This is a genomic window from Amycolatopsis sp. FDAARGOS 1241, from assembly GCF_016889705.1.
Classification (GTDB): Bacteria; Actinomycetota; Actinomycetes; order Mycobacteriales; family Pseudonocardiaceae; genus Amycolatopsis.
This window is the reverse complement of record NZ_CP069526.1, coordinates 6,800,197-6,819,408: the sequence shown is the minus strand read 5'-3', so window position 1 is coordinate 6,819,408 and position 19,212 is coordinate 6,800,197. Positions and strand designations below refer to the sequence as shown.

The following is a 19,212-nucleotide window of genomic DNA, read 5'->3' as shown; positions in this document are numbered from 1 at the left end:
TGTGGCACAGTGTCACGTGTGAGTGGGATACCTGTCGCCGATGACGTCCTCGACTCCGCGGTCGCCGTTCTTCCGCTGGCGGAGGTGGCGGCCGTGCTCGGGATCTCGTCCAACAAGGTGCGCCAGATGCTTCGCGACGGCCACCTGATCGCGCTGAAACGGGACGGCGAGCTGTGCGTGCCGAACGACTTCTTCGTCAAGGACGGGGTGGTCAAGGGCTTGGCCGGCACGATCACGGTGCTCGCGGACTCGGGGTTCAGCCGCACGGAGATGCTGCGCTGGCTCTTCGCCGAGGACGAGACCCTGCCGGGCGTGACGCCGGTCAACGCACTGCGGACGAGCCACGGCACGGAGGTCAAGCGGCGCGCCCAGGCGATGGCGTTCTAGGCACTTCGCCCGGTCCACCCCACGCCCGGCGTGACCACGCCGGGTAGCCGATCGCGGCTGTGCTCCGTCCATCGCGCCGAACATCCGTACGACCGAAGGCCTCCCCGCGTGCGCGAGGAGGCCTTCGGTGAATCGGTGCAGCTCAGCCCTGCTGCTTGTCGCGCCAGGCGAGCCACTTCTTCAAGGCGGTGAGGTCGTGGTCCGGGCCGCCGACGCCGACGGTGAACGTGGTCACACCCAGCTCGGCGAGCTTCGGGCCGAGCTCATCCGGGTCGCCCTGCACGCCCACCGAACGCTCGATTTCGCCCGGGTCGCGGCCGAGGTCGGCGCAGTGCTGGTCGAGGACTTTCACCTTGCGCTCAACGACTTCCGGGTCGCCGAAGCCGTGCCAGATGTCGGCGTGCTTCGCCACGAGCTTGAGGGTCTTCTTCTCGCCGCCACCGCCGATCAGCACGGGGATCTTGCGCGTCGGCGCCGGGTTCAGCTTGCCCAGCCGCGATTCGATGCGCGGCAGCGACTCGGCCAGGTCGTCGAGGCGCCCGCCCGCGGTGCCGAACTCGTAGCCGTACTCGTCGTAGTCCTTCTCGAACCAGCCCGACCCGATGCCGAGGATGAGCCGGCCGCCCGAGATGTGGTCGACGGTGCGGGCCATGTCGGCGAGCAGTTCGGGGTTGCGGTAGCTGTTGCACGTCACCAGCGCGCCGATCTCGACGCGCGAAGTCGACTCCGCCCAGGCACCGAGCATGGTCCAGCACTCGAAGTGCAGACCGTCGGGATCGCCGTAGAGCGGGAAGAAGTGGTCCCAGTTGAACACGATGTCCGCGCCGAGGTCTTCGGCGGCGGAGGCGGTGCGGCGGATGCTGTCGTAGTCGGCGTGCTGCGGCTGGAGCTGAAGCCCGATCCGCAGCCGCTTGGTCGAACCAGTCATGCTTCAGAGCCTACGCACGCGGGACCGGGCCCACACGGCGGCCAGTTGCGGCAGCGCGACGGTCAGCCGGCGGCCCGTCCCGACGACCGCGCGCCGGTTCAGCACGTCGTAGTCGAGTCTCTCGATCTCGTCGAGGATTCCTTCGTAGAGCGTGATCGCGGTCCGCACGCATGGCCGGGATTCGGGGCGCAGCAAGGGAAGTCCGGCCTCGGCGCGCCGGTACACCGCGCGGGCGCGCGCCACGGCGACGGCGAGCGCGCGCCGCACGCGCGGGTCGGAGGCGTTGCGGCGCCGGGATTCCACGAGCAGCTCACGGTCGACACCGAACGCCGCGAGTTCCTCCGTGGGCAGATACAGGCGCCCGCGGTCGAGGTCTTCGCCGACGTCGCGCAGGAAATTGGTGAGCTGGAAGGCCTCCCCGAGCGCCGCAGCGCTCGGTTCCGCTTCCGCCAGTGGCACGACGGTGCCGAACACCGGCAGCATCTGCAGCCCGATCACGCACGCGGAGCCGTGGACGTACTCGGCGAGATCCGCGTACGTCGCGTACTCGGTCACGGTGAGGTCCATCCGCATCGAGTGCAGGAACGCGTCCACGAGCTCGCGCCGGATCTCATAACGGCGCACGGTGTCCGCGAGCGCCGCCAAAACGGGGTCCGAAGGCGTGCCGCCTTCGTAGACCTCGTCGACCATCCCGGCCACGGTGCCGAGCGCGCTCTTCGGATCGGAACCGGGTTCGGGGTTGTCCACGAGTTCGTCGGCCATGCGCGCGAAGCCGTACAGCGCGTGCGCCGCCGGCCGGGCGCGCGCCGGCAGCAGGCGGGTGGCGAGGAAGAACGTGCGGCCGTGGTGGGCGTTGATGCGACGGCACTCGGTGTACGCGGCCCGCAGGCCGGGCTCCGTGATGCCGGCGGCGTCCAGTTCTGTCACCGGCCGGTGATCCTTTCCGCGGCGAGGCGTCCGGAGATCAGCACCGGCGGGATGCCGACGCCGGGGGTGGTGCCGCAGCCGGCGAGCACCACGTTGCCCGCGGCCCGCACCAGGTTGGCCGGCCGGAACGGGCCGGTCTGCGTGAACGTGTGGGCGAGCGAGAACGGCGTGCCCGCGGCGAGCCCGCGCGCGGCCCAGCCGGCCGGCGTCACGAGTTCGTCCACGGTGAACTCGGCGCCGAACCCGGTGAGCCCGCGCGCTTCCAGCGTGCGGACGAGTTCTTCGCGGTAGGCGGGGCCGATGCGCGGCCAGTCGATGCGCCCGCGGCGCAGGTTCGGGGCGGGCGCGAGGACGGACACGATCTCGCCGCCGTCGCCCGCGAGGCCCGGTTCCGTCGCGGTCGGGCGGGTGACGAGCAGCGACGGGTCGCTCATCAGGCGGCCCTCGCGCACGATCTCGGTGAACGTCTGCTCCCAGGCGCGGCCGAAGAAGATCGTGTGGTGCCCGAGCTGGTCCCACGACCTCGTGGTGTGCCCGTGCAGCACCACGGCCGAGGGCGAGTACCGCAGCGGCAGGACCCGGTTCGGGCGCGCGCCGAGCAGCCGGTAGGCCGTGCTCAGCTCGGTGGCGAGCACGACGGCGTCGCACTCGATCCGCTCGCCGGTGCGCGTGCGGACCGCGCGCACGCGCGACGACACCCGCTCCAGCCACGCCGCCTCGGTGCCGAACCGCAGGTCGGCGCCGGCTCTCGCGGCGGCGCCGGCCATGGTTCGGGCGATCGCGCCCATGCCGCCATGCGGGTAGTAGACACCGCCGACGGTGTCCATGTACGCGATCACGCCGTACGCGCCGAGCGCCCGCGCCGGGTCGAGCCCGGCGTACAGCGCCTGGAACGAGAAGAGCCGGCGCACGCGTTCGTCGCGCAGGAAGTGCGCGATCTTCGGGCCGAGCCGGCCGAACCCGCCCAGCGCGGCGAGCTTCGCGAGCTCGGGGCGCGCCAGCTCGAGTGGCGTGTCGAAGTTGGCGCCGATGAAGTGGTCCTTCTGCACCGCGTACAGGTCGGTGAGCCAGCGGCGCAGCGCGCGGTAGCCGGCGGCCTCCGCGGGGCCGGCGAACACGCGGATCTCCTGCTCCATCGCGTCGCCGTCGGTGCGCAGCGCGAGGGTGCTGCCGTCGGCGAACCGGGCGTGGTACGCGGGGTCGAGCTTTGTGAGCTGCAGCGTGTCCGCGAGCGACTCGCCGACGGCGTGCAGGGCCTCGTCGACGAGTTCGGGCATGGTCAGCACGCTCGCACCGGTGTCGACGGCGTTCGCGCCGAAGTCCTGCTGTCCCGCGCGGCCGCCGGGCACCTTGTCCTGCTCCAGCAGCGTGACGCGCCGGCCCGAGCCGAGCAGGTGCAGCGTCGCCGAAAGCCCGGCCAGGCCCGCTCCGACCACCACCACGTGGTCGGTGGGCCCGGTGACGGTTTTGGTCACGAGGTCCGCCGCGTCGCCTTGCCGACCAGCTCGGCCAGCGCGGCTGGCGCCGGCTCGGCCAGGTGCGCGCGGTCGAGCGCAGCCATCGCCGAGTGGGTGAGCTCGTCGATGCGCCGCTCGACGGCCTCGACCGCGCCGACGCTCGTGAGGGCGTCGCGCACGGTGTCGACGGCGGTGTCGGACAAGTCGGCTTTGCCGATCGCGCCGTCGATCACTTTCGCCGCGGTCCGGTCGCCGCGTTCGTCGGCCAGCTGCAGGCCCAGCGCCACGAGCAGCGTGCGCTTGCCCTCGCGCAGGTCGTCGCCGGCGGGCTTGCCGGTCACGGACGGGTCGCCGAACACCCCGAGCAGGTCGTCGCGCAGCTGGAAGGCCACGCCGACGTCGCCGCCGAATTCCAGCAGCGTGGTGACCAGCTCGTCGCCCGCGCCGGCCAGCGCAGCGCCGAGGTGCAGCGGGCGCTGCACGGTGTACGCGGCGGTCTTCAGCCGGTCGATTCGCAGCGCCGCCTCGGGCGAAGCGTCGCCGACGGCCTGCGTCCGCACGTCCAGGTACTGCCCGGCGAGGACCTCCGTGCGCATCGCGCGCCACGCCGGCCGCGCCCGCGCCAGCGTCTCGGCCGGCAGCGGGGCCTCGGCGAACATGTCGTCGGCCCACGCCAGCGCGAGGTCGCCGACCAGCACGGCCGTGGCCAGCCCGAACGTGGCGGGAGAGCCCAGCCACCCGTGGTCCGCGTGCACCTTCGCCGACGCCACGTGCACCGTCGGGGACCCGCGGCGCGAGTCGGAGGAGTCGATGAGGTCGTCGTGGATCAGCGCGCACGCCTGGATCAGCTCGAGGCTCGCGACGACCTGCAGCGCCCCTTCGGCGTGCTCCCCGGACGCCGCACCGCCGGCGCCGCGCCAGCCCCACCACGCGAACGTCGGCCGGATGCGCTTCCCGCCGTTCAGCACGAACCCCGAAAGCACGTCGATGCCGGCCCGCACGCTCGGCTCCGTCCGCACGATCCCGTCACTGGCCCGGCCGAGGAACGCGGCCAGCGCCCGCTCGACGTGGGCGGGCAGGTCGTCGTCGAAACCGGGCACATCCATGCCGCCATCATCCGGGGCCCGCGCCCGCCCGGTGCCGCCGGGTGCCCCGGATGTGGCGAACGAGACGTCAGGTACGGGTGATCCCACCACGCCCCGCCGCCAGGACGGCAACCGCAGGTCCGCGCCCTCCGGCTCGGCCGGCTGCGGTGCTGGCCGGACGCCCGGCGGGTGCGTGCTGCCGGAGCTAGGCCGTCCAGAACTCGCCCGGCAACCCGGCCGCCGCGAAGTACTCCGCCGCTTCGGCCGGGTCGCGGCGGCGGTAGCCGTGCTCGAGGCGCCCGGCGTACCAGCCTTCTGCCAGCCGCCACAGTGCGGGCAGGTCCAGCACCGCGCCCTTGGCCATCCCGCTTCGCGCGACCCATTCGTCCACACAGGACTCGTCGCAGAACAGGCGCTGGACCGAGCACGTGTGGCGCACGTCGTCCCACATGCGGGCCGTCGGCACGGGGAAGTGGGCAACATACGCGCCGGCCGGTGGCGCCGAGCGGTTCACGACGAGCGCCGTGGGCGCGGTGCAGCCCGGGCAGCGCGTGGCCACCAGCACCTCCGGTTCGGCGGGCACGAGGTGCGGGATCGCGAACGAATCCCACGCGCAGCCGCCCCACCAGAGCGTGCGGGCGCCCATCACTGAAAACCCCAGCGGGATCGCTGCGAACGGGTGAGCCAGCGCCACGTGCTCGCATTCGTCGAGGACCAGGTGGCGGTCGTCCGCGAGGCGGTGCAGTGCCTGCTTCGCCACGGCGAGTGAACCGTGGGCCGCAGCGGCCAGCTCAGGGCCCGTGGGCGCGCGGCCGTGGGTGGCGAAGGCCTGGTACACGGCCACTCGCACGTCTTCGTCCCAGGCAGTGTCGTCTTCGCTGCTCATGGCGGGCTCCTCGGCGGAGGGTTCCGCGTCCGACGGTACCCGTGGCCAACGCCACGCGCCGAGGCTGCCCGTGTCCGGTTTCGCCCACTACCATTTCCCTTCATGAAGTCCGTGATCGAGCGGTTGCAGGGGGACTCGCCCAAGTTCTCCATCGAGTTCTTCCCACCCCGGGACGAAGCCGACGAGGCTGTGCTCTGGCGCGCCGTCCGGGAACTCGAGCCGCTGGACCCGGCGTACATGTCCATCACCTACGGCGCGGGCGGTTCGAGCCGCGACGGCACGATCCGCAGCATCGCCCGCGTCGCCACCGAGACGACGCTGTGCCCGATGGCGCACTTGACGGCGGTCGACCACTCCGTTTCGGAGCTGCGCAACGTGATCGGCTGGTACGCGGCGGTCGGCGTGCGCAACATCCTCGCGCTGCGCGGCGACCCGCCCGGCGACGTCTACGGCGACTGGGTGCCGCACCCGCAGGGCCTCACCTATGCCGAGGAGCTCGTCGAGCTCGTCCGCTCCCTGGGCGACTTCTGCGTCGGCGTCTCGGCGTTCCCGTACGGGCACCCGCGTTCGCCGGACCTGGAGTCGGACACGAAGTACCTCGTGCGAAAGTTTCGCGCCGGGGCAGACTTCGCGATCGCGCAGCTGTTCTTCGAGGCCGAGGACTTCCTGCGGTTGCGCGACCGCGTCGCCGCCGCGGGCTGCGACGCGCTGGTGCTGCCCGGGATCATGCCGCTGACGACGCTGCGCACGCTGCACACCACGATCAAGCTCTCTGGGGCGCCCGCGTCGCAGCGGCTCCTCGACCGGCTCGAGCCGCTGTCGGACGACCCGAAAGCGTTCCGCGCGGCCGGTCTCGACGCCGTCACCGAACTGTGCGAGAAGCTCATCGCCGAAGGCGTGCCCGACCTGCACTTCTACACGTTCAACCGGTCGAAGGCGACGCGTGAGGTCGTGACGCGGCTGGGACTGGTCCCCGCCCGGGCGTAAGTCGCGTAAGTCCGTACCGCCGGTGGGGTTCCGGCCGGTACGGTGCGGCCCATGGCAACAACCGAACAGAGCGTGCACGGTATCTCCGACCGGTACGTCGACGACTACGCGGCCGTCGACCCGGTCGCGGCCACCATGCTCGGCGTCGCGGGGTACGACGACCAGCTCACCGACTACTCGCCCACCGGCCACGCCGCGCGCGCGGCGCTCGCGACGCGCGCGCTGGCCGAACTCGCCGGAACCGAGCCCGCCGACGCGGGCGAGCGGGTCGCGAAAGCCGTGTTCACCGAACGCGTCGGCCTCGACGCCGAGATCCACGACGCAGGTCTCGACGTTGCTTCGCTGAACGTGATCGCGAGCCCGGTGCAGGACCTGCGCATGGTGTTCGACCTGATGCCGACGGAGACCCCCGAGCAGTGGGCGAACGTCGCCGCCCGGCTGCGCAAGGTGCCCGAGGCGCTCGCGGGGATCCGCGCGTCGCTCCTGACCGCGTCCGACGCGGGCCGCGTGTCGGCGCTGCGGCAGATCGGCAAGGTCGCGGAGCAGTGCGACACGTGGGCGGGCCTCGGTGACGCGCCGGGGTTCTTCGGCGGGCTCGTCGGCGCCGCCGGCGACGTCGGCGGCGCGCTGTCGAACGACCTGCGGGCCGGCGCCCGCGCCGCGGAGGAGGCGTTCGCGGAGTTCGCGGGGTTCCTGCGCGCCGAGCTCGCGCCGAAGGCTCCGGCCAAGGACGCCGTCGGCGAGGACGTGTACAAGCTGTGGTCGCGCTACTTCATCGGTGCGTCGCTCGACCTGCGCGAGGCCTACGAGTGGGGCTGGCAGGAGTTCTCGCGCATCGAAGCGGAGATGCGTTCGGTGGCGAACCGGATCCGGCCGGGGGCGACCGTCGCCGAAGCCGCCGACGTGCTCGACGCCGACCCGCGCTACCGCGTGCACGGCCGGCCGCAGTTCCAGGCCTGGATGCAGGCCCTCTCCGACGACGCCCTGCAGTCCCTGCGCGGCAAGCACTTCGACATCCCCGACCGGCTCATGGCGCTCGAGTGCCGCATCGCCCCGCCGGGCGGCGGTGTCGGCGCGTACTACACCGGGCCGAGCGAGGACTTCAGCCGCCCGGGCCGGATGTGGTGGTCGCTGCCCGCGGACAAGGACGAGTTCACCACGTGGCGCGAAGTGTCCACTGTGTACCACGAGGGCGTCCCGGGCCACCACCTCCAGATCGCGACGGCCGTCAACCAGGCCGGACGCCTCAACAAGTACCAGCGGCTGATGACGTTCATCTCCGCCCACGGCGAGGGCTGGGCGCTGTACGCCGAGCGCCTCATGCAGGAACTGGGTTACCTCTCGGACGACGGCAACCTCCTGGGCATGCTTTCGGAGCAGCTCTTCCGCGCCGCCCGCGTCGTCGTCGACCTCGGCATGCACCTGGAACTGCAGATCCCCGCCGGCACCGGTTTCCACGAAGGCTCGCGGTGGACGCCCGACCTGGGCCTGGAGTTCATGCTGACGCGCACCATCACGGACCAGGCCCACGTCCGCGACGAGATCGACCGCTACCTCGGCTGGCCCGGCCAGGCCCCCGCCTACAAACTCGGCGAACGCCTCTGGCTCTCCGCCCGCGACGACGCCCGGCAGCGGCTGGGGGATTCGTTCGACATCAAGGAGTTTCACACGCGGGCCCTCGAAATGGGTGGGATGGGACTGGACACGTTGCGGGAACAGCTGGCTCAGTTCGAGTGAGGCTTTGCCCGGCCTGATCGGCTGGGTCTGGCCGGCCCGGTTCGACTGGACTGGCCGGTCCGGGTCGGTTGGCGTCTGGCTGGCTGGGTTCGGTTGGGTCTGGCCGGCCCGATTCGGCTCGGACTGGCCGGCCCGGTTCGGTTGGCGTCTGGTTTGCCTGGGCCTGGGTTGGGTCGGTTCGGCTTGAGCGGGTCTGGCCTGCTCAGGGCTTTTGGTTCGGTCGGCTCGGTGCGGCTGCGGTGGCTGGTTCGGCTGGGTCCCTGGATTGCCCGCTCGGCTCGGTCTTGTTGATCCGGCCCGTCTGGCCTGACCGGTCGGCTGTGGTGTGCGAGTCAGGCTCAGCGGGCCGAGTTGGGCTGGGTCTTGCTCGGCGGTTCTGGCTTGGCTGGGCCTGATTTGGACGGTGGGTCTGGCTTGGCTAGGGCTTCTGGTCTGGTCGGCGCGGTGCGGCTGCGGTGGCTGGTTCGGCTGGGTCCCTGGATTGCCCGCTCGACTCGGTCTTGTTGATCCGGCCCGTCTGGCCTGACCGGTCGGCTGTGGTGTGCGAGTCAGGCTCAGCCGGCCGAGTTCGGCTGGGTCTTGCTCGGCGGTTCTAGCTTGGCTGGGTCTGAGTTGGTCGTGGGTGGGCCTGGCTTGGCTCGACCTTCTGGCCCGACCGGCCCGCCGCGGCTGGCGTGGCCCGGCTGTCCGGCCTAGCTGGCCTGGCTGACCTTTGCCGGCTCGCCCGGCCCGGGCAAGGCCCAGCGAAGCCGGCTCTGCCTGGTGAAGCCCCCGGGAGTTTCGCCGCTACCGAGGGCTTTTCCTTGCCCGACGTTGGTTTTGCTCCCACCCTCGAACCGTAACCGACTCGGCGCATTGCCCGCCGCGCTCTGCCCAAGTTGTCCACACGGGACCCGAGTTGTGGACAACTCAGCCCGTACCTCGGCGTCGTGTCGACGGCGCTCGCATACGCCGCGTACTTCCGCGGCCTCGCCGGAGCCCGCCCCGTGCTGGGCGCGCTTTCGGCGTTGCTGGAGCCGCTCACGGCGACCGTTCTGTCCGTCGCGTTCCGGCACGAGCGGCTGAGCACGCCGGCGTGGTGCGGCGCGGCCCTGCTGGTCGTGGCGCTGGCGGTCGGCTACTGGCGGCCCGAACCTAGCGCAGGTCGAGCGGCAGCGGTCGGCCGAGGATCGCGAACGGCCGCGGGTCGCCCGTGAACTGGTAGTCGCGCAAGACGTCGACGAACCCGGTGCGCCGGTACAGCTTCCACGCCCGGCTGGTGCCTTCGGGTGTGGAGAGCAGGACGTTGGCGTTGGGGACGCCGTCGAGCAGCCGGCGCAGCAGGTCCTCGCCGATCTGCTTGCCCTGGTTCTCGGGCCGCACGTGGATCTCGGTGAGCTCGAAGTAATCGTTGAGCCAGCGGTCCGCCTCGGCAGGTCCGGACCGGCGGGCGAGGCCGTGGCGGACCTGCTCGTGCCACCACTGCCCCGCGCGGCCCGTGTACCCGTAGGCGAGGCCGAGCAGCGCGTCATCGGCATCGAGGGCGGCGATGCAGCGCCAGCCTTCGCGCAGCGCGTGGGTGAGCCACATCGGCGCGCGCTGCTCGGCCGTGCCCTCGGGGTAGCGCATGGCCTTGACGTAGATGGCCAGCGCTTCGGGCAGGCGCGTGCGGAACTCGTCCGCGGACAGCTGCGCGTACCGGGAAACTCCGGAGGACATGGCGGTCACGGCTGCCCATCCTCCCCTCCGGCCGCCAGGGCGCCCGGAGTGCCCCCGGTCAAGGCGACGAGCTCGTCGAACGTCGTGGGGAACACCGACTTCGGGTGCCCGGCCGCGGCCCACACCTCGTCGTACGCGCGCAACGCGGTGTCGACGAGCGTGACCAGCCGCCGCGGGTGGCCGACGGGGGCGACGCCGCCGATGGGCTGGCCGGTGTGCTCGCGCACGAAGTCCGCGTCGGCCTTGCCCGCCTCGGCGAAGCCGGCGAGTTCCGCCAGGCGGACGGGGTCGGCGCGGTGCGCGCCGGAGGTGAGGGCGAGCAGCGCCACCTCCTCACCGGCGGCCGTGCGCGCGCGGAAGACGAGGCTGTTGGCGATCGCGCCGACCGGCACCCCGAGCGCCTCGGCGGCGTGCGCCGCGGTGCGGACCTCGGCGGGCAGGACGCGGACGCCTTCGGCTGCGGTCCGCCGGCCTGCCTCGGCGAGCGCGGCTGTGACCTTGGCGACGGCGGGATGGTCGAGCGAGCTCATGCCGTTATCAGACCACGCCGACCGCACCGTGTCCCGCACCACGTCCCCGGATTCCACCGGCGGGGTTGAGAGAACGCGGCACCGGGGGTTACTCTGGAAATCGTTCGAACAGACGTTCGACATCCGGTGAGTGTTCACCGGCCGGTGCCCGGCGAGGGGCGGGGGAAGCGCCTCGGCGCCGGGCACCGGCCGGGCTCACCCGAGCAGGAGGAGGGTCGTCATGTCCGTCTCGGTCGTGTCCCCCACGGATTCCGGGCAGCCGCAGCTGCCCCTGTCGCTGCGCCCGCCGGTGCACCCGGCGGCGGCCGCCCTGCTCACCCAGGCCAAGCGCGGGCTGGCCGATGCCGGAAACGAACGCGATCCCGCCGAGCGGTTCATCGGGGCGTACCTCGCGGCGCTGCGCGGCGCGGGTGCGGTGCTCGCCGTGCGCGGGCGGCCGCGCCGGGGCCGCGGGCGTCCGGCCAGCGGCTGGGTGCTGCTCGACGCCGTCGCTCCGGAGCTGCGGGAGTGGTCTGCCTTCTTCGCGGCCAACTCGGCCACGCGCGCGGCCGCCGAAGCCGGCATCACGGGCAAGGTCACGGCCGAGTCGGCCGCCGAACTCCTGCGCGCCACGGGGTTGTTCCTGGAAGTCGTCCGCCGGGTGGTCCACGGACTGCCCATCTCCGGCGAAGCCAATGTCGCGTGAGCTCGGTCCGGTCGACCACGGCCGGTTGCTCGAAGCGCTGGAGATCGAAGCGCGCGTGCTGGGGGAGGTGGCGCACACGGCGTCGGCGGAAGCGCCGGTGCCCACCGCGCCGGGCTGGACGGTGCGCGAGCTGGTCCGCCACGTCGGCAGCGTCTACGGAGTCACCCTCGGCTGGCTGCGCGAAGGGCGCAAGCCCGCACAGTGGCAGCGCGGCCCTCGCCAGGACGAAACGGTGGCCGACCACTACGCCGTCGCGCGCGACGCCGTGATCGCCGAACTCGCCGCCCACGACCCCGCCGACCACGCCGCCACCTGGTGGCCCGCCGACCCGACCTACGGCTTCTGGCGCCGCCGCACGCTCCACGAGACGCTCGTCCACCGCGTCGACGCCGAGCGCGCCGCGGGCACCGCCCACCCGGCCGTGCCCGCCGACCTCGCCACCGACGGTGTCGACGAGGTCCTCACCCTGTACTTCGGCCACCGCCTCGCCGTCATGGGCCTCGCCGGCACCCGTCTCGGCACCGTCGGCGTGCAGACGGGCGGCCACAGCTGGATCGCCCGCGCCGGCCCCGACCGCATGGAGGCGTGGCGCTGCTCGCCGGAGGAAGCCGAAGCCGCCGACGAACTCGTCAGCGGCGAACCGGCCAACGTCTACCTCTGGCTGTGGGGCCGCGCCGCCCCGACCGCCGTGATCTCCACCGGCGGCCACGACCTGGCAGCCCAGCTCTGGGCCCTGCTACGGCTGGCCACCCGCTGAACCGGAGAGTGGGGAAGCTTTCCCGGTTCACCCGGCGGTTTCTGTCGGTGGAGCGCGCTACGGTCCCGCCATGACCACCGGCCCGGCGAACCTGACCATCGACGCAGCGCGGCCCCAGGAGCTGTCTCGCTTCTGGGCCGCGCTGCTCGGCTGGCAGCTTGTCACGGCAAGGGAAACGCAGAGCACCGCCGTTGCAAGGCGGGGGCGGGCGACTACGGGGAATGGCCCGGCTCCGCAGGAGCCGGCAGCCGATGGCGACGGTGGCGCGCAAGGCCCGGCTACGGGATCCGAGTCGTCGATGCCCGCTTCTGGAGGACGAGACCCTCTCGTCGGGCGTGAAGCCAAGCAGGGCGGCACCGGAGCGGGTCAAGGCGCGACCAGGCCCGGCGAAGTAGGCGCGAACGGCGCACCGGACACCGCCGTGGGATTCGAGTCGTCGAGCTCTGCCCTCGGAGACCAGCGGCCGGCTGGTGCTGTCGAGGATGCGGTGGTCGTGCGGCCGTCGGCGGGGGACGGCTGCGAGTTCGACCTCGTGTTCGTTCCCGAGGAGGAGCCGAAGCGAGGCAAGAACCGGCTGCACCTCGATCTCGCGAGCCGCACGGACCGCCATCAGCGGCAGGTCGTCGAGCAGGCCCTCACTCTGGGCGCGCGGCCGCTCGACGTCGGCCAGGGTGACGTGCCGTGGGTGGTGCTCGCGGATCCCGAGGGGAACGAGTTCTGCGTCCTCGAACCACGGCCCGAGTACTCGCGCGCGGGGGCGCTCGCGGCGCTTGTGGTCGACGCCAACGAGCCGGCAGAGCTCGCGGAGTTCTGGTCAGCCCGCCTCGGGTGGCCGGTCGCTGCGAGCCATCCGGTGGTCGTCACGCTGCGCGGTCCGTCGGGGCACGGGCCGGCGGTCGAGTTCCTGAGGTCGGCCGACGTGAAGAGCGGGCGCAACCGGCTGCGCGTCCACCTCGGCGAACACCCCGGCCCCGCCGTGGATCCCGAGGGCAACGAGTTCGCCTGACCGTCGGCCCCCCCTGCGACCTGCCGCTGTCCGATGTCGGACAATCGACCGTTGACTGACCGGCCCGGCCGCCGACAGTGGTAGAGGCGAACGGCATCCCGCGGCTGCTGCAGCACGAGACCCTATTCGCGCAGCGCCTCTCGGGCGGTCCCGCGGCTGACCTGGAACCGTTGGTTGAGCTCGCTTTCCACCAGTGCGGTGCCCGCGCCCAGCTCTTCCGACGCGATTTCGGCGCGGAGGCTGTCGACGAGTTGCCGGCGCGGCGTGCGCCGCTCGAGCGCGCTGGGTACGCGAGGCCCGAAAGACGTGCACCTCGTCGCGCGGCCACCTCGGATCACCCGTGGACGCAAAGGAAACCCACGCCGACTGCACCCGGCGAGCCGGCTACGGCGGTGGCTTCGAACCTTCAAGCGCCGACAGCCCAAGGCTGCCGAGCACGAACCCCGGGCTTGATCCCGTGTGCCGCCCCCGACGCCGGGCAGCCGCGAAGGCCACCCGAACTCGTACGCCAACGTCGGCCCGCGCCGTGAATCGACCAACCGGCGCACCGGCCGCCGGAACATCGCGTCGGTGAGCACCGCGGCATGCAGCTCCCCCGGGGCCCCGTTACCGGCCCGCGTGAGGGAAACCCTGACGCCCCAGCAATGTTGTCACTTCGGCGGACGTGCTCTTGCCCGCTAGTGAGACCGCGGCCAGTGCGAACATGACCACGCGCCGCGCGAAGGCTGCGCCGTCGTAGATCGGCATCGCCGACGAGACCGTGACGTTCGAGCCTCCGTGCAGTCCACACCGGCACCGGCAGGTCGGGTCGCGGAGCCGAAGGGCTCGGCGGCGTACGGGATGCCGAGAAACCGTGTGACGCCGTCACGCGAGGCTGCAACGCACCCGCCCGTACGGCGTGCTGACGACGGGATCCACCGTTACCACCGCCCGCCGCTGCGGGGCGCACCTGAAACACCACGGTTTCGGAGTCCGCGCGGAAAAAGCCCCTGACCGGCGCGAAGCCGGCCAGGGGCCCGTGTTCACTCGACTGCTCGTCAGCCGTCCGACTCAGCCGAGGGGATGTAGGCACCCGGCACCTGGTCCGGCGAGTAGATCTTGTTCTCACCGGGGTACGGGGTCTTCCACCCGTGCACCTGGTACCACGTGAAGTGGTCCATCTGCTCGGGGTTGGCGGAGTCCGGGATCGCGCCCGGACCGGTGAAGTGCTGGTTCTTCTGCCACGCCGCCCACTGGGACGCGACCTGCTGCTCGCTGGCCGGCACCGCGGTGCTCGGCTGAACAGCCGCGAACTGCGGAGCCACGACGTCCGAACCACACGTCGGCTGCGTTGCGAGACCGGCCGTCAGCGACGTCCGGTTCGGCACCGCGGTGAACGGCGTGAAGTCCGGCTTGTTCGTGAAGGCAGTCGCCATCGGGGTGGCCGCGCTGTCCTTCTGGTTCATCGGCTGGATCCCGAGGATCTGCTCGATCGTGCGGATCATCATGATCTGCGAGTAGTACCGGTTGTCGACCACACCGTGCTGCGCATACGGGCTGATGACCTGGATCGGCGCCCGGTGGCCGTCGACGTGGTCCAGACCGGCCTGCGAGTCGTCCTCGACCACGAAGATGGCCGAGTCCTTCCAGTACTTGCTGTGCGAGATCTCGTCGACGATCTGCCCCGTGGCGAGGTCGTTGTCCGCGACCTGAGCGGCCGGGCTCGCCGGGCCACCGGTGTGGTCGTTGGACAGCCAGAACATGTTCAGGTTCGCGGGACCGTTCTTCTCGAAGTCCTGCTTCCAGACCTGTTCCTTGTAGACGTCCGGCACGCTGGTGTCGAACAGCGGGAAGCCGGGCACCGACACGTCGTTCAGCGACGGGATCGCCGAACCGGTCTTGATCGGGTAAGCGCTGGGCTCACCGGTCGCGGCCATGTTCTTGGCGTCGCAGTAGTAGTTCTGCCAGGTCCCGCCGGCGGGCTTGGTCTCCATCGACTGGAACTCGCCGAAGTCCTTGACGCTCTGGCCGGCCGCCTGCGCGCCGGTCCAGATGAAGCCGGACTTCTGGTGACCGAGCACGTCGTTCTCGGTGTCGTAGCTGCGCAGGTACTCACCGGCCGAGGATTCGGTGTACTCCGGGTCGTCGGCCTGCATCAGCCAGTTGTGGCCTTCAGCGGAGTTCGTGCCGATGTCGTACGTGTTGTCGTACAGCCCGAACTGCTGGGCCAGCGCGTGCTGGTTCGGCGTCACGTTCTCGCCGAACTGCGCCAGCGCCGCGTCGCCGTTGCCCTGCGGCATGTCACCGTAGACCTGGTCGTAGGTCCGGTTCTCCTTGACGATCAGGAAGACGTGCTTGATCGTCGAAGGGTCACCGAGGCGCTGCGGCACCGGCACCGGCTTCTTGTTGCGGTTGTCGTTCGCGACCTGCACGGAGTTCTCGGTCCAGCCGTTCTGCCTGAACACCTTCGGCGTGTACGACTTGATCGTCCGGTCGTCGGGCAGCTGGAAACGCTGCACGCTGGCGGTCGTGTCGTGCGTGCCGTGCCCGGCGGCCGTGGTCGGGCGCTGGGCGTCGATGCCGCGGGTGTTGGACACGACGATGTCCTTACCCACCGTGGCGATCGCGGTCGGGAAGTAGTCCGTCGGCAGCAGGCCGATGTAGCTGGCCGGGTCCTTCGGGCTGGCGTAGCGGTAGACGGCGATCGCGTTGGCGCGGCCCAGCGTCACCAGCAGGTGCCCGTCCTGGGTGAGCGTGATGCCGTCGGGCTCGTACCCCACCGACGCCGCGGGCCACGGCTGGGTCGCGATGGTCTGGACGACCTGGTCATTGGCCGAGTCGATCACGGACACCGAGTTGCTGGAGGTGTTCGCGACGAACACCGTGCCCTTGCTCGTGTACAGCGCGGTCGGGTGCAGCCCCACGTCGATGCTCTTCACCGCGGCGGCCGGGTTCGCGGTGTCGATGACGCTCACCGTGCCGGTGGTGGAGGCACCGGTGGCGGGGTTGGCCGGCACCGGGGTGTTGTAGGAGTTGATCGTCGTCTCGCCGGGCTTGGCCATCCGGCCGCCCTCGTTGCTGGCGTACAGCTTGTTGCCCACCAGAACCAGGTCGCGCGGCGCGATGCCGGTGTTCCAGCTCTGCAGCACGGCACCGGTCGACGCGTTGATGGCGACGACGCGGTTCTGGCCGTTCACAGCGGCGTACACGACGGTGCCGTCGGGCGAGAACACGGCCTGGGCGACCAGGGCGTGCTTGGGTCCGTCGGCAGGGATCTTGACGGAGACGGGGTTCGCGAGCGTGCCGTCGGCGTTCACCGTGAACTTGGTGTAACCGTCGGTCTGGGCGAGCCACAGGAACTTGCCGTCGGGGGAGTACGACGGGCCTTCCTGGCCGACGTCGTTGCCGGCGATCTTGAGGTTCGCGCTCGCCGAGTTGCCGATCAGCTGCTGGACCTTGTAGCTCTTGAGGTCCACAATCGTCAGGGCGATGCCACCGTCAGTGGTCAGGGCGGCGAGGTGCGTGCCGTCCGGGCTGATCGACGAGGCCATGATCTTGCCGTTGTTGACGACCAGGCGGTCACCGATCGGGTTCAGGTACTGGTCGCTCGAGACGACCATCCCGTCCTTCGTCTGCTGCGTGACGTGCTGAGTGCCGAATTGCTGCGTCGAAGCGGTACCGATGCCGGTGCCGGTCACCACGAGCGCGAGAGTGGCGGTACCGGCGGTGGCGAGGCGGACCTTGCGGGATCTGCCCGCGCCGGAGGCCCCGGTAGCGGCTCTCTCGACACGCCTGCGGCGGCGTGTTACCTGCATTGAGTTTTCCCTTCGGGGTGGGTGGTCACAGCAGTTCGACGTTGCCGTCGAACTGCCACATCGGGTTGGGTTGGTCCCCCGCGGGGGTCCGCACCTGGAAGTAGCCGTTCACTTCCTTCGGTCCGTCGCCGTCGGCGACGAACCGCCCGTCCGAGGTGACGTCGAGCTGGTAGATGGCCTGACCAGTCGCTGCGACGCCGGGGAGGTGCCAGGAGACGACGCACCGCCAGTCGTTGCCCGGGCCTTCCTGGGCGACCATGCCGCCGCCCTTCGTGCACGCGGACGTGACACCGAGCTGCTCTTCGGTGACGGCGGGGCGGTGGAGTTCGTCGGTCTGCAGGCGGTAGAGGTGGCCGTACGCGACGGAGAGCGACTGCTGCACCTTGTCCTGCGTGATCCCGGATCCGAGTGAGGGGGTCGCGACGGCGAGGACCGCGAACGCGACCACGATGAGCCCGACGAGCGGGAGCGCGCCGACGGTGATCGTGCGGCGGGCCGAGCCGTCGTAGCTGAGGTTGGTGAAGTCGCGACGCACGAACAGGTAGTACGCCAGTGCGGTCGCAACGACCGTCCACACCAGACACACGACGATGCTGATCAGCACCGGACCGGTTTGGGCCGGGCTCGTGAACAGGCCTTCCCACGAGATGAACGCGTAGGTCGGCAGCGCCATCCGCAGTGCGACGGGCAGCGGCAGCAGCTGGGCGACCGCCATGGCCAGCGCAACGACGGCCGGCAGCAGCAGACCCATCGGCGACCGGCCCAGCGCGACGGAACCGAGCAGGCCGACCGCGGCCAGCGCCAGCGTCGGGGCGAGCGCACACACCCAGGCGAGCAGCACCGTGCCGGCCGCGGCGCCGGGCGAAAGGAGGTGCCCGTCGAGCCCGACCAGCTGCCGGCTGCCGGCGCCGACGACACCGCCGACCGCGCTGGACACGGCCATCCCGGCCACCAGCACGAAGATCACGGTGAGGCTGGCCAGCGCCTTCGCGGCGAAGATCCGCCGGTACGACCGGACGGCGACCAGCAGGTGGCGCCACGTGCCCAGCCGGTCCTCCGACGCGAACACGTCACCGGCGACCACCGAAGTCAGCAGCGGCAGCGCGTAGCTGCCCGCGAAGCCGAGCATCACCAGTGGGCCGGCCCAGCCCGTGGCGTTCATCCAGCGGCCGAACACGGTGTCCACGGGCAGGTCGCTCTGCTGGCTCACTGCCGCGACGAACAGCGCCGGCGCGAGCCAGCACGCGAGCACCAGCAGCCGGATGCGCCACTGGGACACGAGCTTCACCAGCTCGAAGCGATAACCGCGCCCCACCGAAGCCGGGCGCACGGGCGCCGGCGCGGCGGGACCGGTGGGGGTGTCGAGGGTCGCGGTCATCGGTCGGACTCCTGCTCGGGCTGCTCGGTGAGGGCGAGGAACGCGGCTTCCAGCGGCGAGACGACGGGCGCGAGCTCGCGCACGGCGACGCCCTCGCGCACGAGACGCATCACGAGCTCATCGAGGGCGGGCACCAGCGCGCGCGCGACGAGCACACCCGCGTCCTTCCGCGTGAACACACCGGCTTCGTCGATGAGCTGGACGCCGGAGGTGTCCCCCGCGAGCCGGCGGGCGGCCTCTTCGTCGGAGGTGATCAGCCGGTAGTCGAGCTCCTGGTTCTCGGCCGAGAGCTTGCCGAGCGGACCGGTGAACACGATGCGGCCAGTCGCGAGGATCGTGACTTCGGAGCACAGCGCTTCGAGGTCGTCCATGCGGTGGCTGGAGAGCACGACCGTGGCGCCGTCGGCGGCCAGCCGCGTGAGGACCCCGTGCACGTGCTTCTTTCCTGCCGGGTCGAGGCCGTTCGCCGGCTCGTCGAGCACGAGCAGCCGCGGCCGGGTGAGCAGGGCGGCGGCGAGCCCCAGGCGCTGGCGCATGCCGAGGGAGAAGCCGCGGACGCGATCGTCGGCCACGTCGGTGAGCCCGACCTGGCCGAGTGCGTCATCGATGTCAGCGGCGCCGGCGTCACCGCCGCGGAGGGCGGCGAGCGCGGCGAGGTTCTTGCGGGCCGTGAGCGAGGGGTACAGGCCGGGGCCGTCGACGAATCCGGCGACTCCTCCGGGAGCCTCCAGAGCACGCCCGACGGGCGAGTCCAGGATCTCCAGGCGGCCTTCGTCCGCGACGGCGAGGCCCAGCAAGAGGCCCAGCAGCGTGGTCTTGCCCGCGCCGTTCGGCCCGACCACTCCGTGGATCTGCCCCTGGGCGACGTCGAGATCGATTTCGTCGAGCGCGACGACGTCGCCGAAACATTTCGTGATTCCCCGAGCCCGGACTGCCAGAGGTGTGTCCATGGGTCCCTTTGCTTTCGTCG

The 19,212-nt window shown here is 71.5% G+C and carries 17 protein-coding genes and 2 pseudogenes; 8 read left to right on the top strand and 11 right to left on the bottom strand.

Translation table 11 applies throughout. The annotated features are described in order from the left end of the window. Window positions 1–18: 18 nt before the first annotated feature. Entirely contained in the window at window positions 19–387 is a 369-nt protein-coding gene (locus I6J71_RS33275) for an Rv2175c family DNA-binding protein (RefSeq protein WP_204090466.1), read from the top strand. A gap of 142 nt (window positions 388–529) precedes the next feature. Here I6J71_RS33275 and I6J71_RS33270 read toward each other — a convergent pair whose 3' ends face one another. The 5 genes from I6J71_RS33270 to merB all read right to left on the bottom strand — a co-directional run bounded on the left by I6J71_RS33270 (window position 530) and on the right by merB (window position 5,670). Then, window positions 530–1,315: an LLM class F420-dependent oxidoreductase gene (locus I6J71_RS33270; protein WP_204090465.1), complete on the bottom strand. Its 786-nt coding sequence runs from the start codon at window positions 1,313–1,315 to the stop codon at window positions 530–532. A gap of 3 nt (window positions 1,316–1,318) precedes the next feature. After that, the gene (locus I6J71_RS33265) at window positions 1,319–2,242 is read right to left on the bottom strand and encodes a phytoene/squalene synthase family protein (protein ID WP_204090464.1); all 924 of its coding nucleotides are present in this window, start codon (window positions 2,240–2,242) and stop codon (window positions 1,319–1,321) included. Beyond that, entirely contained in the window at window positions 2,239–3,717 is a 1,479-nt protein-coding gene (crtI, locus tag I6J71_RS33260) for a phytoene desaturase family protein (RefSeq protein WP_204090463.1), read from the bottom strand. The genes I6J71_RS33265 and crtI overlap by 4 nt, the downstream gene beginning before the upstream one ends. Continuing rightward, on the bottom strand, window positions 3,714–4,805 hold the full coding sequence (locus tag I6J71_RS33255; protein WP_204090462.1) for a polyprenyl synthetase family protein: 1,092 nt from the start codon (window positions 4,803–4,805) through the stop codon (window positions 3,714–3,716). Before I6J71_RS33255 ends, crtI begins: the two co-directional genes overlap by 4 nt. A gap of 184 nt (window positions 4,806–4,989) precedes the next feature. After that, window positions 4,990–5,670 carry an organomercurial lyase gene (gene merB / locus I6J71_RS33250; RefSeq protein ID WP_204090461.1) on the bottom strand — a complete coding sequence of 227 codons (681 nt, stop codon included), beginning with the start codon at window positions 5,668–5,670 and terminating at the stop codon, window positions 4,990–4,992. A gap of 102 nt (window positions 5,671–5,772) precedes the next feature. Between merB and I6J71_RS33245 the strand changes: the two genes are divergently transcribed. From I6J71_RS33245 to I6J71_RS33235, 3 genes and pseudogenes are all read left to right on the top strand, one after another. After that, window positions 5,773–6,657 (top strand): methylenetetrahydrofolate reductase, encoded by an 885-nt coding sequence (locus I6J71_RS33245; protein WP_204090460.1) that lies wholly within the window; start codon window positions 5,773–5,775, stop codon window positions 6,655–6,657. 51 nt (window positions 6,658–6,708) lie between these two features. Beyond that, window positions 6,709–8,394: a DUF885 domain-containing protein gene (locus tag I6J71_RS33240; RefSeq protein ID WP_204090459.1), complete on the top strand. Its 1,686-nt coding sequence runs from the start codon at window positions 6,709–6,711 to the stop codon at window positions 8,392–8,394. A gap of 917 nt (window positions 8,395–9,311) precedes the next feature. Further along, a pseudogene (locus I6J71_RS33235) lies at window positions 9,312–9,590 on the top strand (EamA family transporter); the annotation flags it as partial. On the opposite strand, the gene I6J71_RS33230 reads toward I6J71_RS33235, so the two are convergent. Both I6J71_RS33230 and I6J71_RS33225 read right to left on the bottom strand, forming a co-directional pair. Next, entirely contained in the window at window positions 9,529–10,101 is a 573-nt protein-coding gene (locus tag I6J71_RS33230) for an N-acetyltransferase (protein ID WP_204090458.1), read from the bottom strand. The pseudogene I6J71_RS33235 and the gene I6J71_RS33230 overlap by 62 nt on opposite strands. Then, window positions 10,098–10,622, bottom strand: coding sequence for a YbaK/EbsC family protein (locus I6J71_RS33225; protein WP_204090457.1), 525 nt, complete (start codon window positions 10,620–10,622; stop codon window positions 10,098–10,100). The genes I6J71_RS33230 and I6J71_RS33225 overlap by 4 nt, the downstream gene beginning before the upstream one ends. A gap of 220 nt (window positions 10,623–10,842) precedes the next feature. Here I6J71_RS33225 and I6J71_RS33220 point away from each other — a divergent pair, with 220 nt between their 5' ends. From I6J71_RS33220 to I6J71_RS33210, 4 genes and pseudogenes are all read left to right on the top strand, one after another. Further along, a complete protein-coding gene (locus tag I6J71_RS33220) occupies window positions 10,843–11,307 on the top strand; it encodes an SAV_6107 family HEPN domain-containing protein (protein ID WP_204090456.1) in 465 nt (154 codons plus the stop codon). Further along, a complete protein-coding gene (locus tag I6J71_RS33215; protein ID WP_204090455.1) occupies window positions 11,297–12,064 on the top strand; it encodes a maleylpyruvate isomerase N-terminal domain-containing protein in 768 nt (255 codons plus the stop codon). The genes I6J71_RS33220 and I6J71_RS33215 overlap by 11 nt, the downstream gene beginning before the upstream one ends. A 70-nt stretch (window positions 12,065–12,134) precedes the next feature. Beyond that, window positions 12,135–12,209, top strand: a pseudogene (locus I6J71_RS51305) (VOC family protein); the annotation flags it as partial. Between the two features lie 342 nt (window positions 12,210–12,551). Beyond that, a complete protein-coding gene (locus I6J71_RS33210; RefSeq protein WP_239154065.1) occupies window positions 12,552–13,070 on the top strand; it encodes a VOC family protein in 519 nt (172 codons plus the stop codon). Window positions 13,071–13,192: 122 nt separating this feature from the next. Here I6J71_RS33210 and I6J71_RS51300 read toward each other — a convergent pair whose 3' ends face one another. The 4 genes from I6J71_RS51300 to I6J71_RS33190 form a co-directional block, all read right to left on the bottom strand. Next, window positions 13,193–13,633, bottom strand: a complete 441-nt coding sequence (locus I6J71_RS51300; RefSeq protein ID WP_370542240.1) for a GntR family transcriptional regulator — start codon at window positions 13,631–13,633, stop codon at window positions 13,193–13,195. A 474-nt stretch (window positions 13,634–14,107) separates the two neighbouring features. Then, window positions 14,108–16,864 (bottom strand): alkaline phosphatase family protein, encoded by a 2,757-nt coding sequence (locus tag I6J71_RS33200; protein WP_204090453.1) that lies wholly within the window; start codon window positions 16,862–16,864, stop codon window positions 14,108–14,110. A gap of 25 nt (window positions 16,865–16,889) precedes the next feature. Next, on the bottom strand, window positions 16,890–18,242 hold the full coding sequence (locus tag I6J71_RS33195) for an ABC transporter permease (protein WP_204090452.1): 1,353 nt from the start codon (window positions 18,240–18,242) through the stop codon (window positions 16,890–16,892). Next, the gene (locus I6J71_RS33190; protein ID WP_204090451.1) at window positions 18,239–19,192 is read right to left on the bottom strand and encodes an ABC transporter ATP-binding protein; all 954 of its coding nucleotides are present in this window, start codon (window positions 19,190–19,192) and stop codon (window positions 18,239–18,241) included. The genes I6J71_RS33195 and I6J71_RS33190 overlap by 4 nt, the downstream gene beginning before the upstream one ends. Between the last annotated feature and the right edge of the window lie 20 nt (window positions 19,193–19,212).

Excerpts from the sequence above, each read along its gene's own strand:
- I6J71_RS33240 (WP_204090459.1), top strand. The coding sequence starts at position 6,709 with ATGGCAACAACCGAACAGAGCGTGCACGGTATCTCCGACCGGTACGTC.
- I6J71_RS33200 (WP_204090453.1), bottom strand. The coding sequence starts at position 16,864 with ATGCAGGTAACACGCCGCCGCAGGCGTGTCGAGAGAGCCGCTACCGGG.
- I6J71_RS33190 (WP_204090451.1), bottom strand. The coding sequence starts at position 19,192 with ATGGACACACCTCTGGCAGTCCGGGCTCGGGGAATCACGAAATGTTTC.
- I6J71_RS51300 (WP_370542240.1), bottom strand. The coding sequence starts at position 13,633 with ATGTTCCGGCGGCCGGTGCGCCGGTTGGTCGATTCACGGCGCGGGCCG.
- I6J71_RS33195 (WP_204090452.1), bottom strand. The coding sequence starts at position 18,242 with ATGACCGCGACCCTCGACACCCCCACCGGTCCCGCCGCGCCGGCGCCC.
- I6J71_RS33225 (WP_204090457.1), bottom strand. The coding sequence starts at position 10,622 with ATGAGCTCGCTCGACCATCCCGCCGTCGCCAAGGTCACAGCCGCGCTC.
- I6J71_RS33245 (WP_204090460.1), top strand. The coding sequence starts at position 5,773 with ATGAAGTCCGTGATCGAGCGGTTGCAGGGGGACTCGCCCAAGTTCTCC.
- I6J71_RS33220 (WP_204090456.1), top strand. The coding sequence starts at position 10,843 with ATGTCCGTCTCGGTCGTGTCCCCCACGGATTCCGGGCAGCCGCAGCTG.
- I6J71_RS33255 (WP_204090462.1), bottom strand. The coding sequence starts at position 4,805 with ATGGATGTGCCCGGTTTCGACGACGACCTGCCCGCCCACGTCGAGCGG.
- I6J71_RS33270 (WP_204090465.1), bottom strand. The coding sequence starts at position 1,315 with ATGACTGGTTCGACCAAGCGGCTGCGGATCGGGCTTCAGCTCCAGCCG.
- I6J71_RS33215 (WP_204090455.1), top strand. The coding sequence starts at position 11,297 with ATGTCGCGTGAGCTCGGTCCGGTCGACCACGGCCGGTTGCTCGAAGCG.
- merB (WP_204090461.1), bottom strand. The coding sequence starts at position 5,670 with ATGAGCAGCGAAGACGACACTGCCTGGGACGAAGACGTGCGAGTGGCC.